Origin of the sequence: Apilactobacillus kunkeei (assembly GCF_005930975.1) — a bacterium.
GTDB classification, from domain to species: Bacteria; Bacillota; Bacilli; order Lactobacillales; family Lactobacillaceae; genus Apilactobacillus; species Apilactobacillus kunkeei_E.
On sequence record NZ_VBSE01000034.1, the window covers coordinates 1 to 13417 of the forward strand.

The 13417-nt window shown below is 34.8% G+C and carries 14 protein-coding genes; 9 read left to right on the forward strand and 5 right to left on the reverse strand.

The window, feature by feature from the left end; all coding sequences use genetic code 11:
• Positions 1–97: 97 nt before the first annotated feature.
• Both FD688_RS07345 and FD688_RS01280 read right to left on the reverse strand, forming a co-directional pair.
• Positions 98–268, reverse strand: coding sequence for a hypothetical protein (locus FD688_RS07345; RefSeq protein WP_190242858.1), 171 nt, complete (start codon positions 266–268; stop codon positions 98–100).
• Between the two features lie 17 nt (positions 269–285).
• Entirely contained in the window at positions 286–849 is a 564-nt protein-coding gene (locus tag FD688_RS01280; RefSeq protein ID WP_138741485.1) for an NAD(P)H-dependent oxidoreductase, read from the reverse strand.
• Positions 850–1018: 169 nt separating this feature from the next.
• Between FD688_RS01280 and FD688_RS01285 the strand changes: the two genes are divergently transcribed.
• Entirely contained in the window at positions 1019–1210 is a 192-nt protein-coding gene (locus FD688_RS01285; protein ID WP_138741486.1) for a CsbD family protein, read from the forward strand.
• Between the two features lie 28 nt (positions 1211–1238).
• Here the strand turns inward: FD688_RS01285 and FD688_RS01290 are convergent, their stop codons facing one another.
• Genes FD688_RS01290 through scrK form a run of 3 tightly spaced genes read right to left on the reverse strand, consistent with a single transcriptional unit; the run spans position 1239 to position 4415 of the window.
• Entirely contained in the window at positions 1239–2129 is an 891-nt protein-coding gene (locus FD688_RS01290; RefSeq protein WP_138741487.1) for an ROK family protein, read from the reverse strand.
• A gap of 15 nt (positions 2130–2144) precedes the next feature.
• Positions 2145–3500 (reverse strand): glucose-6-phosphate isomerase, encoded by a 1356-nt coding sequence (locus FD688_RS01295; protein WP_138741488.1) that lies wholly within the window; start codon positions 3498–3500, stop codon positions 2145–2147.
• Positions 3501–3518: 18 nt separating this feature from the next.
• Positions 3519–4415, reverse strand: a complete 897-nt coding sequence (gene scrK / locus FD688_RS01300; protein ID WP_138741489.1) for a fructokinase ScrK — start codon at positions 4413–4415, stop codon at positions 3519–3521.
• A gap of 264 nt (positions 4416–4679) precedes the next feature.
• Here scrK and FD688_RS01305 point away from each other — a divergent pair, with 264 nt between their 5' ends.
• The 8 genes from FD688_RS01305 to FD688_RS01340 all read left to right on the forward strand — a co-directional run bounded on the left by FD688_RS01305 (position 4680) and on the right by FD688_RS01340 (position 13327).
• Entirely contained in the window at positions 4680–6086 is a 1407-nt protein-coding gene (locus FD688_RS01305; RefSeq protein ID WP_138741490.1) for a sucrose-6-phosphate hydrolase, read from the forward strand.
• Between the two features lie 111 nt (positions 6087–6197).
• Complete coding sequence (locus tag FD688_RS01310) at positions 6198–6752, forward strand: hypothetical protein (RefSeq protein WP_138741491.1); 555 nt, start codon at positions 6198–6200, stop codon at positions 6750–6752.
• Positions 6753–6851: 99 nt separating this feature from the next.
• Positions 6852–7157 (forward strand): PadR family transcriptional regulator, encoded by a 306-nt coding sequence (locus FD688_RS01315; RefSeq protein ID WP_138741492.1) that lies wholly within the window; start codon positions 6852–6854, stop codon positions 7155–7157.
• Between the two features lie 2 nt (positions 7158–7159).
• Complete coding sequence (locus FD688_RS01320; protein WP_190242859.1) at positions 7160–7768, forward strand: DUF1700 domain-containing protein; 609 nt, start codon at positions 7160–7162, stop codon at positions 7766–7768.
• Positions 7755–8609 carry a DUF4097 family beta strand repeat-containing protein gene (locus tag FD688_RS01325; RefSeq protein WP_190242860.1) on the forward strand — a complete coding sequence of 285 codons (855 nt, stop codon included), beginning with the start codon at positions 7755–7757 and terminating at the stop codon, positions 8607–8609. Before FD688_RS01320 ends, FD688_RS01325 begins: the two co-directional genes overlap by 14 nt.
• An 89-nt stretch (positions 8610–8698) precedes the next feature.
• Positions 8699–8986, forward strand: a complete 288-nt coding sequence (locus FD688_RS01330; RefSeq protein ID WP_034530871.1) for a hypothetical protein — start codon at positions 8699–8701, stop codon at positions 8984–8986.
• Between the two features lie 154 nt (positions 8987–9140).
• Positions 9141–11993, forward strand: coding sequence for a nucleoporin (locus FD688_RS01335; RefSeq protein WP_138741495.1), 2853 nt, complete (start codon positions 9141–9143; stop codon positions 11991–11993).
• Between the two features lie 158 nt (positions 11994–12151).
• On the forward strand, positions 12152–13327 hold the full coding sequence (locus tag FD688_RS01340) for an LPXTG cell wall anchor domain-containing protein (protein WP_190242861.1): 1176 nt from the start codon (positions 12152–12154) through the stop codon (positions 13325–13327).
• Positions 13328–13417: the final 90 nt, after the last annotated feature.

Here is a 13417-nt window from a genome sequence, read left to right on the forward strand (position 1 = left end):
CAGCTAATTTTAATTCTTTAGAAAACATAAAAGAACCCCTTAGGTTAGATTTCTCCAACTCAAGGGGTTCAGTTCACGCTCAATCGAGCGACCTTTTTTATTTGCGATGGCGATTTTTAATCCACATGATAACTGTGACGAATAAAGCGATAATTACGACTGAATGAAAGATAGTGCCGACAGTGGTGTGTGGCAAAATATCGTTACTAATTAGCGCTAAATTGATTAATAGTAGGACAATCATCAAGATTGTGTAGATGTTTTTCATTGGAAAACCTCCGAATATTATTTAATTGTATTAGCACATTTTTGAATGTATTTTTGACGGCGTTCAAGAGTATCCTGCTGGTCTTCCATGTTTCCTAAATCAAAGCAGTGGGTGGTTTTAATTCCACAGTATCCCAATAATAGGTACTTCCATCTGAATAAGACGTTACCAAACATTTTGTAGAAAAAAGCAGGTCCGTGGCTTGTTGTGAATACACTAGCCGTTTTACCTGTTAGTAATTTTTCGCGCTTACCATTTGGATGATAAATATAAGCAAATTTAGGTGTGAAAACGCGGTCAAACAGTCCCTTTAGTACAGAAGGTTCAGCAGACCACCAAATTGGGAAGAAGAATGTTATGTGGTCAGCATTCTTTACCAATTCTTGGACATGTTTGGGAAAAGTTTCATCTTCCATGTGTTGTCTGTAACCATAACGTAAGACAGGATCGAATGTGGTATTACTTAGGTCTATTAATTCAACCTCATGGCCTAATGATTTGGCGTGATTCACATAGTTCAATGCATTACCATGTGAAAAGGAAGCTGCATCTGGATGACCTTGGATAACTAGAATTCTCATATTATTTCCTCCGGAATATTTATCATCATTATATCTTTATACAAATCATTTTACCAATTCTAAATTTGTAACATAATCTTAGTAAAAACTTTACCGCCATTACAGTAAAAATGTTTTATTATAATGTCAGATAAAGTAATTTATCCAATAAATATCTTGAGGTGATATTATGAGTTTAGAAAACGCAAAAGATAAAGTGGTTGGTAAAGCAACTGAATTAAAAGGTAAAGCAACAGGTAGTAAATTAGATGAAATAAAGGGTAAGGCTCAAAACTTCTTCGGTAAGGCTAAAGACAGTTTTGACGAAGCACGTCGTAAGTCAGAAGAACGTAGAAACGAACGCGACGGAGAAAATAAATAAAAAAGACGCCAATCGGCGTCTTTTTTATTTATCTAATGTCTTCTGAGTAGAATTGTTGTTTTGCTAAAGCGAGGTTACCAATAATTGATAACTTGTCAGCATCTTGACTAGGAAGGGTGATGTATTTATCGATATCACCAACATCAAGGTAGCCATCAAATAGTTTCTTGAATTGTTCCTTAATTTTACCTAATTCTATTTCGTTTAAGATACTACCGCCCAAGATAACCTTTTGTGGTCTGATGAAAACGGTGGTTTGAATTACAGATTGTGCGATGTAGAACGCCACAGTATCCCATAGGGGGTTAAACATTGAGATTTCTTGTGGACGCTTATGCGTTCTGGCTTCAATTGCTTTAGATGATACAAGACCTTCTAGGCAGTCACCTTGATATGGACAGGTTCCTTTAAAGTCTTGGTCGTTAATATCTCTTTGGGGGATGATATGACCAATTTCAGGACTTCCCATGTGTCCAACGAACTTTCCATCGTTTACAATTCCGACACCGACGCCATCGCTGATAGTGATGTATGCCAGACTCAAAATTGGTTTATCGTTTAGAATTGAGCTAATATATTCGCCATATGCACGACTATTAACATCAGTTGTAAATGAGATTGGAATATTGAAATGATGCTTAAATGTGCCTAATAGGTTAATATTTTGCCAGTTAGGACGGGATGATTCCTTAATATAACCGTATTGAGAAGAGTAAGTACGAAGTTCCAAAGGACCGAATGATGAGATACCAATTGCAGCTAAATCATCAAAACCTTTAAAGTAATCAATAGCTTTTTTCAAAGTTTCTTGAGGTTCAGTTAAATCAATTACGATCCAGTCTGAAATGTTGCACTTACCGTCACCAACGGCACAAACCATTTGGTTATTATCAGTGGTACAGAGACTTCCTAATAACATATTCAACGCCTCTTTTTAGTGAAATTTTTCGTTATCTTGTTCTTTAATTTCCTTACGTCTTTCTTCGTATCCTGGTTTACCAAGTAGGGCAAACATGTTTTGCTTGTAGTCTTCAACACCTGGTTGGTTGAATGGGTTGATACCATTTAGGTATCCTGATACCGCAATCGCAAATTCGAAGAAGTAGATTAAGTAACCTAAAGTAGCTTCACTGTTGTCTTCAGCATTTACCAACATGTTTGGTACACCACCATTTGTGTGAGCGATAACTACGGCTTCTCTAGCAGTCTTGTTAACTTCGTCCATTGTAGTGTTTTCCAGATACTTTAGGCCATCTAAGTTTTTTTCGTTGTTAGGAATTCCTAAGTTAGAAGCAGGTTGTTTGATTTCAACAACTGTTTCCATTAGGTTACGCATACCTTCTTGGATGTATTGGCCTAATGAGTGTAAGTCAGTACTGAAGATAGCTGAACTAGGGTAGATACCTTTGTAGTTCTTTCCTTCAGTTTCACCAGCAAGTTGTTTCCACCATTCAGCTAAGAAACGAAGATGGGGTTCGTAACTTTCGAGGATTTCGTTAGTGTATCCCTTACGGTACAAGATGTTTCTGTATGCTGCATATAGAAGTGAATCGTTTTCATATAAAGGAGCATCCTTTAATTCGACTTGAGCTTCATGTGCACCATCCATTAAGTCATCGATGTTAGCTCCCGATGCAGCGATTGGAAGAAGGCCAACAGGAGTTAGTACAGAGTATCTTCCACCGATTCCATCAGGAATTACAAAACCAGTGTAGCCCTGATCAATTGCTTCGTCGTGTAAAGCACCTTTTTTAGCATCAGTAGTTACATAAATACGCTTGTTAGCTTCTTTTTCACCGTATTTTTCAACTAACTTTTCTTTGAAGATTCTAAATGCCATTGCTGGTTCAGTAGTGGTACCTGATTTAGAAATAACGTTAACTGAGAAGTCACGGTCACCGATTACACGTAGTAAGTCGGCAGTGTATGCAGGACTAATAGTGTTACCTGCGAAGAAAATTTTAGGGTGTTTATCAGTACCTTCAAGGTTGAAGAAACTTCCGTGTAGAAAATCTAGAGCCATTTTGGCACCTAGGTAAGAACCACCAATACCGATTACCACTAATACGTCAGAGTTTTCTTGAATGTCTCTAGCGGCATCCTTAATGCGGTCAAATTCTACTTGATCAAATTCTTCGGGTAGATTTACCCAGTCACCCATTTTGGCTTCAACACCGGTTCCGTGAACTAGTAAGTCACGAGCGGTTTGTACCATTGGTGCGATTTCCTTTAATTCATTTGATTGAACAAAGGATTTTAATCCCTTTGTGTCTAATTCTACTCGTTTCATTTTATGTTCCTCCATCGATTAATCAATCTTAACGATGTTTTCTTTGTAGTATTGTCTTGATGCTAATGCGAAGTTACCGATTGTAGCTGAACCGTTGTCTTCACATGCAGGCATAGTGATGTAGTAGTCTAAGTCACCAACATCAACGTAGTCGTTAAACATTTCTTTGAATTGTTCACGAACCTTTTTGATGACTGGTGCTGAAATCACTCCACCACCTAGGATAACTTTTTGTGGACGAATGAATAAGGTAGCTTGCATTACCGCTTGAGCAATATAGTAAGCCATGATGTCCCATACAGGATCATCCATAGGAACATCTTTACCTTTCTTTCCACAACGAACGTCAAAAGTAGGACCAGCTGCTAGACCTTCTAGACAGCTGTGGTGATATGGACATAGTCCCTTGAAATCTAAGTCGTCTGGGTGACGTTTTAGATAAATATGTCCAGCTTCAGGGTGACCTAGTGAACCAATGAATGAACCTTCATTGATAATTCCGGCTCCAACACCAGTACCGAATGTATAGTATACCAGTGTTTGTAATGGATTATGATTTCTAATTGATGTAATGTATTCACCGTAAGCAGATCCATTAACATCAGTAGTCCAAAAAATTGGAATGTCGAAGTGTTTCTTCATTGTTCCTAAGAAGTTAGTGTTGGACCAGTTTGGTTTTGGTGTATCTGTTATATAACCATATTTTGGTGAGTCTGTGCGCACTTCGATGGGACCAAATGACGCAATACTCATGGCTGTTAAATCGTCAAATTTTTCAAAGTATTCAATACATTTGCTTAATGTTTCATCAGGAGTGGTGGTAGGAATTCTCACGCTATCAAGAATTTCATAGTTTTCATTACCTACGGCACAAACAAATTTTGTTCCGCCTGCTTCAATGCTACCAAATTTCATATTTGAATCTCCTTTAACCTTTTTCTATGGGGAGTATTAGTTTTTGTATGCGCTCCCAATTTTTATTATGGACCCGATTTTACTAAATACAAGTAAAAAATGATTAAAAAAAGGTTAAGAATTGAAATATGGATTACCATGGGTATATAACTATGATGACAGTCTTTTTAAAGATTTTATAAAGATAATGTAAACGGTTTCATTTGCACTTTAAAACTGCTACAATTATGCACAAATAAATAAGAAAAAGTGAGGCTAGAAAAAATGGATACTAAGTATTGGAATATTGATCGATTAGGTCGACTCTATAAGGATTGGGACCCCAAAGTATTAAAAGAATTAGAAACAAAGATTGCGAAATCACACTGGAGACCCGGATACCACATTACCACTAAGACCGGTTTGTTGAATGACCCCAATGGCTTTTCATACTTCAATAACCAATGGCACTTGTTTTATCAAGCGTTTCCATATGGTGCTGTCCACGGACTAAAGAGCTGGCAGCACATGGTTTCAAATGATTTAGTGCACTGGAAGCGTGTCGACAAGCCAATGGTGCCAGACTTATACTCCGATCGAAATGGTTGTTATTCAGGAAGTGCTATTAATGTCGACGATAAGCTTTTCTTGATGTACACCGGAAATACTTTTGAGGGTGAAGAGATGGCTAGACATCCATACCAACTAGGTGCTTGGATGGATTCAGATAATAATATTTCAAAACTAGACCATCCATTAATTGAAAGTGAACCGGCTGGAGTTACTGGTCACTTTAGAGACCCACAAGTAATCAAACACGGTGAATACTATTATGCCTTCTTAGGAGCCCAAACCGTTGATAATAATGGTGAAATCTTAACTTATCGGACTAAAAAAGTTGATGATGGTTGGGAATTATACAAGAAGTTAGATTTAGGAACTGACAACCTTGGATATATGGCCGAATGCCCAAATGTTGGTTTCATCGATGGAAAGGTCGTTGTTATATTCTGTCCACAAGGTGCTGATAAACACGAATTCCATTACGACAACGTTCATCCAAATGCATATATTGTTGCGGATGATTTAGACTTTGAAGAAATGAAGTTAATTAATCCTTCAGAAATGAAACAATTGGATGAAGGATTTGATTATTATGCTACCCAAGTATTGAATGCTCCTGATGGTCGTCTGCTATCAGTCGGATGGGTGGGATTACCAGACACCGAATACCTATCAGATCCAGAGGGGTGGGAAGGTGAACTTTCAATGGTAAGGGAATTGCACATTGAAAACGGTGATTTAACCCAACGTCCGGTTCAAGAATTCAAACAATTGATTCAAGAAGACGAAGCAAGTGATACTGATTTGCAAAAACACATTGAGGCTGCTCCATTTGATGAACACTTCAATGTGAACTTAGAATCAGAAGATAGTTATCTTCGTTTGTCATACGATGAAAGTGACCAAGAATGGGCATTGAAACGCAAAAATGTTGGCGAAGACGTTTCAATTCGTACATTCAAGGGTGAAGCATCATCAATTGATTTTTATTTAGATAACACTGTTTTTGAAATCTATATTTTAGGTGGCAAGATTACAATGACTGGACAATTTTTCCATGATGGTAATGAAGTCAGAGTTAACAGTGAAAATATGAGTATTAAACAAAATAAGATGAGTAATATGTAAATGAAAGAGCAACTAGATTAAATATCTGGTTGCTCTTTTCAGTCGACTTTATTAAAAAACAATTATATAATCATAAATGTTTCAAATGAATTAAAAGGAGAGGGTTATTTCATGAGAGTGAAAAATACTATTAAGCTATTATTAATGGCTGTACTTGCATTTATTACTATTAGTTTTTCTACTAATGCTGAGGCATCAACGAAGGTTCACTATATTTCAAGTTATCCAAAATTCATTCGTGGATCTTGGTATATGAGAACAAAATGGGATGGTCAATGGGGTGGACGTTACTTAAAATATACTAAGAACCGTAATAGTGGATATAGTTTGTATAGTACAACAAGACAAGCAACAAATGTATTGCATAACATCCGTGATAAGAAGGTCAAAGCATCTCTATTGGGCTGGAAAATTCCAGTTTATGCTGGATATGTAAAAAAGAATAATCGTACTTGGTACTTTGATAAATATTGGGGAGAAAAGAAATCAGTAACACCTACTTTATACTACACATACAGTAAGTACAAGGGTCATCATGTAGTAGTTCTTGCTGACAGTAAGTTCAGAGTTACAAATATAGCATACAGAAATGATAAATTAGCTAAAAAGTACTATAATAAGAAGATTAAGCATTTTAAATATAATAAATATTTTGCGCAATATTAACAAAAGAGCAACCTGATTAAATATTTGGTTGCTTTTTTTATTTCTCTATAATATTATATGTCATATAATATGATTTGAAATATAACTGGAGATGTTCAGATGACCATTAAAGTAGCAACAAAGCTATTAGATGGTTGTGTCTTGGGTCTATTGGAACAAGAAGAGATGTATGGATATGAACTCACTAAACGAGTTCAACAATCTATTAATGTTTCGAATTCAACAATGTATCCAGTCATGCGCCGCTTAAAATCAGAAGGATTGGTTGATACATACGACGAATCTTTTGAAGGCCGCAATCGTAGATACTACAGAATTACTGAAGCAGGGAAGACACAGCTAGAAGAAGTAAAGACAGAATGGATGACGTTTAAAAACGGAATCGATGATTTAATGGGGGAATAAAATTGAATCAGTATATAGAGGAACTGACTCAACATTTAAAGAAACTTAGCGAAAAAGACGCGACAGACGCTATCAGCTACTACACTGATTACTTAATAGATGGGAACTTAGTTACATACGATGAATGTGTGAAGGAATTGGGCTCGCCAAAACGTTTAGCACTTCAAATCCGTGCTGATATTTCCATCAACAACCAAAATAGTTCAACGCCACAAAAATTATGGGAATTACCATCAATTGTGATTTTGGCATTGTTTGCCAGCCCGATACTAGTACCAGTCATAATTAGTCTGATCTTAGTTATTTTAGGTGCTGTTTTGGCAGCAAGTTTATTGGTACTTTTCTCAGTATTAGTACTAATTTTGACTTTTATCGTGTTCCTATGCACAACTGTATGGAGTGTTACTAATATTACTGGTCACTTTTTTGAAAGCATTATGGTATTTGGGATTGCATTATTTTCACTTGGCCTATCAATGGAGATATACCCGTTATCCAAATGGTTAGTGAAAAGATTGGCTAATTGGATTCAACATGTCACAATCTGGACATACAAGAAGTGCCTAACATATGTCCATGCAGAAGGGAGACTCAACAATGAAGAAATTTAGTCTAATTGGATTAGGACTAATCGTTGCTGGAGGAATCATCTTTTCAATTGGATATGCTAAATCTGAACAAAGCATTACCGACATTTTCTTTAGTCGTAATATGGATAAGACATATACTAAGTCGATTAATGAATATGATAAGATTAGTGCCTATGGAAACATCAATTTAACAATCAAATCAGGTAGCAAGTTTACCATCACATCAACTGATTCTAAGGACCATCCACTGGCATACAAGGTGCAAAATGGCACCTTAGAACTTCGCCAAGACAATAATGAAAGTAGCTTTTCAACCAATTTCCAAATGGGTGAATTATCACGACTATCATTTGTGACTGTTACAGTTCCCAGTCATCAATTAACAAAGGTGGACGGGCTAGATAATCGTTTCAGCCTAAAATTAAAACACTACAGTAACAAGTTGCCATTGGATATTACCGGATGGGGAAATGTGAAAATTAAGGACGTTAACGCTAAATCAATTCACGTGCGTGGAATTGAAGACCGTGTCTCAATCAGTGATAGTACGTTCAATGGTGATGCTAGTCAAATTAATTCGGGTGGCGATTATGTCGATTTACATAATAGTAGTTTTAAATCATTGTTCGTTAAGACAACGACGGGGGATGTCAATTTAGATAGACCAACGATTGAAAGTCATCTTTCAGTTATTACCGATATCGGTAACATTTTTACAAAGTTAAAGAAGTCAGATGATGCAAGACTAGAAGTGAAAACATCTGGACCTAAGCCATCTGTGAAAACGGCAACTAAGGCAATTAATCCTGATAAACAATATCAATTTAGGTCTAATACGGGAACAATTACAGTATTGGATTAATCATTTTACGATATATCATATAAATTTCTTATTAAATATAGTAAAATTGTAGGTATAATAATGAAAATCATATCAGGAGGGACAATAACGTGTTTAACGATAAAATCGTTTTTAATTACATGTATAATTTATGGGTAGCTGTCTACTCAGACTTAAGTGACGCTGACGTCGAAGAAATTGGCCAAGTGCTATTAAAGAATAGTAAGGAAGAATACAACAGCCAAAATGATCAAAATATCACCGACGACGACTTCATTGATATGATTTCCGAATACTCAGAAGACATTCGTGAACAAGCTGTAAGTGAAGCTGAAGAAGATATTAAAAAACACCGTGCACCTAAGTTTAAAAAGGTAGACGGTAAGTGGAATATTTAAAGTAAAAGACCGACTCAACTGAGTCGGTCTTTTTTTGTGAATATATTCATTGAAATAAATTATATGTAATTGATGTGTTAAAATTTGATTAATTATATTATAATTTTATTATAATTTAATAAAATACTAATTTTTATATTTAGGGGAGATTTTTATGAAAGAACATAATATAAGTGGGTTGGAATTTTCAAAATACTGGAAGAAAGCATTATATTCATCAGTTGTATTGGGAGCACTTTTTGTTGGGGGACAATATGTAAGCTCAGTACATGTTCACGCTGATGACTCAAATAGTCAACCAATACTTAATATTAAAGATGATACTACTAATACAATAATAGATTCTATAACCGTTGATGTGGGAAAACCCTTCGATTTAACCAATGAAATATCTTATTTAAAAGATGAGGGTGAAGATACAACTAATCTCCCAACAAGTTATACACCTAAGACGAACAATGATGTACTTCATGTTACATCTGCTAAATTAAGTCCCAGTGATAACAAAGATAACCAAACCTATGCTCAAATAAAAGTTACTGATCAAAATGGTAATTATATAAAAGTTTTAAAATATAAGGTTAATAATGATCAATTGGATACTGACATGGTATTGAAAGATATGAAAAAAGATGGGTATATAGTTCCTTCATATATAGTTGATGACTTTGAACAAAAATGGAACGCTGATAAGGTTGGAAATGATTACTATTATAATTTGCTGGTAAATATACCAGAACATATTACTAACGTTCATTTTGTTGATCAAGATAATAAACCTGTTGCCTCCTTACAAAGTGGTGTATCCACTTATGGACATACAGATGTTAGTGGTTGGTTAACAAATAAATACACAATTATAGGATCGTCATTAGTTGATAATTCATTACCAGATAATACTGTTAAAGTACAGCATAATTCAAATTATGACAATTTGAATACTATTAATGCTGATGTCGTAGGTAACTTCGTAAAGAACAGTGTTGCGGGAGTTGTTAAGTCATCGAGTTCTGATAATGATTTCAACCCAGCATCATATCTTTATCATTCAATGGTTACAGTTGAAGATATGGATGGAAAGATTATGGAAAATGATATTGTATTTAACCACGATGATAATATTGTCGATACTGGATATTTTATTGATAAGTATATAAATAAAGTAACTGACGTTAATAATAACGGACTTATTCCAAATTATATTGATCTTAATAAAGGTCCTTATGTATTCAAAATTCATCGTCCTTCTTCTATGACACAATCTTTAACGCTTACCAAACCAGTTAAACACACTACCGATAAAGCTAAAATTATATTTTACGATGATTATACTGATTCGGAAATTACACTTAACTTTCCTGTTGATGGATATGTTAATGAGCCATTTAGTTTAAAAAATGCGAAGATTCAGTTATCTGATTTAGGGTATGACGTGTCTAACATTCCTGATACGTTCACACCAAACGAAGATCCAACTAAAAATAATATTTATGTTCCGTCTATAGATACCGAAAAATTACCTAACGATTCAGCTTCGATTATTTTTAGATTAGTCGATCAAAATGGTAATTATATTAAATCCGTTTATGAAAACGCTAATGATGACGTATATGATATGTCTGAAGTTGTCAATACATTAAGAAAACAGGGATATGCCATTCCTGATTCTTATAAAAGTATAGTAGATGTTGATGAAACCAAAAAGAATGTATTTTATATCACTGCTACTTTACCAGTTCATACTTTGACTATTAACTATATTGACCAAAATAACAATGTAGCTTTGACTACGACCAGAAAAGTCACTGATTATGGGCACACAGATGTTTATATTGACACACCGGATATGTTAGGTGATGGAGGATATATTAATCCAAATCAAGATTATATAGACAATAAGGATAGCTCAGCTAATGTTCAAGTTACTTTAGCAGAAGTAACTTTACATGACAATCAGCCTAGAGGTATGAGTTACGATTATCCTAATCCAGATGCTAACTTTACATCAGAAAGCACTTCAAAAGGTAATCCTAATCCTAATGGCGATTTATATTACACAACAATTAAATTTGTAGACAAGAATAATAATGTCGTTGATTCTGTAATAGTAAGCAGTTCTGATTCAAATGTAGTGAACATTGATGGGTTGAATGATTATGATGGGTTGAAAATTAATTTAGACGCAGTTACTGATATGGTGAGTGACATAGATTTAACAAAAGGTCCATATATATTCCACTATGATCCTTCTGTTCTATATGGGAACTCTTCAAACCCAACACAAGGTAATGGTGATACTGGACAATCACAAAGTAATAACTCTTCAAACCCAACACAAAGTAATGGTGATACTGGACAATCACAAAGTAATAACTCTCAACCAACACAAAGTAATGGTGGTACTGGACAATCACAAAGTAATAACTCTCAACTAACGCAAAGTAATGGTGGTACTGGACAATCACAAAACAATACTTCACAACCAACGCAAAGTAATGGTGGTACTGCACAACCTTCTGTACAAAATAGTTCCCACATAACTTCATCTCAACAACCAGTTAAACAGCAAAAACAAGTTAGCAAAAAAGTCACAGCCAATAAGCCAACTATTGCTGAATATAGAGCAGCAGTTAAAAGTCTTAATAAAGCTAAACGCAAGGCTAAAAGTGATTCTAAAAAACTTAAAGCAATGAAGAAAAAGGTTAGAAAACATTCTAACAAGAAGCTGAAGTCAACATACAAGAAGTTACAAAATAACTTATTCTCAGAAAATAAAATAATTAAAGCACTTAAGATAAAAGTAGCAAAACTTGCTAAGTACTTTAAAAATGTTTCAATTATCAGAAGTGAAAATAAAAAGATTAAATCTTTAAATTCACAAATCAAGAAACTAAAGAAAAGTCATTCTAAAGCAAGTAAGAAGAAATATGCAAAGGATGTAAAAGCTTTAAAGAAAGCTAACAAATCTTTGAAAGCAGCTACCCAATTTGTTAATAATTACAAGTGATATAAAAGCAGGCCAATACACGGGCCTGCTTTTTTGTTTCGTTGAAAAATTGTAACTTTTTTTAAAAAATAGTAAAGATTCGTTCTCATCTATACACAATGTCCAAAAAGCTTCTAAAATGGAGTTGTAAAAAACATAAAGGAAAGAAGCTGTGTATTATGATGAAGTTTAATAATACAAAGAAATGGGTTTATGCCGCAGCTATGACTGGGGTATTATTTGCTGGAGCCCAATATGTTAATTCATCCAGTAATTATTTAGTTAAGGCGGATACAACCGACAACACGTCTCAACATCAATACAAGTATAATTCAAAGATTAATTTCCAAGATCAAAATAATAATTCACTTGGTGGTATCACTGCTTCAAGTGACAGCAATAATTTCCAGAAGTCACGTTTGTCATACACCTTGCATTATAATAACAAGACATATGATTTTTCAGACCAAATTAAAAATGATAAAAACATTCCTGATACTATTGATTTGAGTAAATCTGAATATAATTACACGTTGAATCAACCAACTCATACATTGACGGTTAATATCGTTGATAAGGACACAGGAGCGATTCTTGCTACAAAAGGATATACTGTAACAGATTTTGGTACAACCAGCATTAAGGACTTCGTTGACCAATACGCAAATGAATATAGTTACAGTTATTCAGATCCATTCAATTATGAAGATCAATACAATGTTGAAGTATCAAAGCAAAATGTCTCAAGTGCTAGTGGTACCACCATTCATGGGCAAACCTCAGCATCTTATGATAATGACGGTAAACAAATTGCTTCAACAACTACATCATCAGCTGCAGCATCAACTAAAACTGATACTAATGAATCCAGTTATAGTTCAAAAGAAAGTTCATCAGCTGAATCGTCAAGCGCAGCAAGCTCTAGTCAATCTAGCAAAGCATCCAGTGCTTCAAGCTCCAATTCATCCAGTGCAGAAAAATCCACTGAATCTTCGAATGATAGTCAAAGCAGTGAAGCTACCAGTAATTCATCACAAGCAGCAAACAAAAGTTCTGAGGCAGCAAATACATCATCAGTTGAATCATATGTTGCTTCTTCTGTAGCATCATCAATAGCTGAAAAGAAATCAGAAGCTGACAATAACAATGAAAAGAAGTCAGTTGTTAACACTCCAATTAACTCTGGAGAAATGAATGCATCTAAAAATGCTGGTACTCCAACAAAGGAAGAAGCCAATAAGTTACCACAAACTGGTGATAAGACTAACCAACAAGCTATTGCTGGTATGGGCGTTATCGCTATGATTATAGGTGGATTGTTGGGGATCTTTGGATTGAGAAGAAAGAATAGATAGTTTATCTATATTTATCAAAAGGAAGGCCTATATGGTCTTCTTTTTTTGTTATAAATGGCGTGAAAGTTTAAAAAAGTATAAAGTTGATGT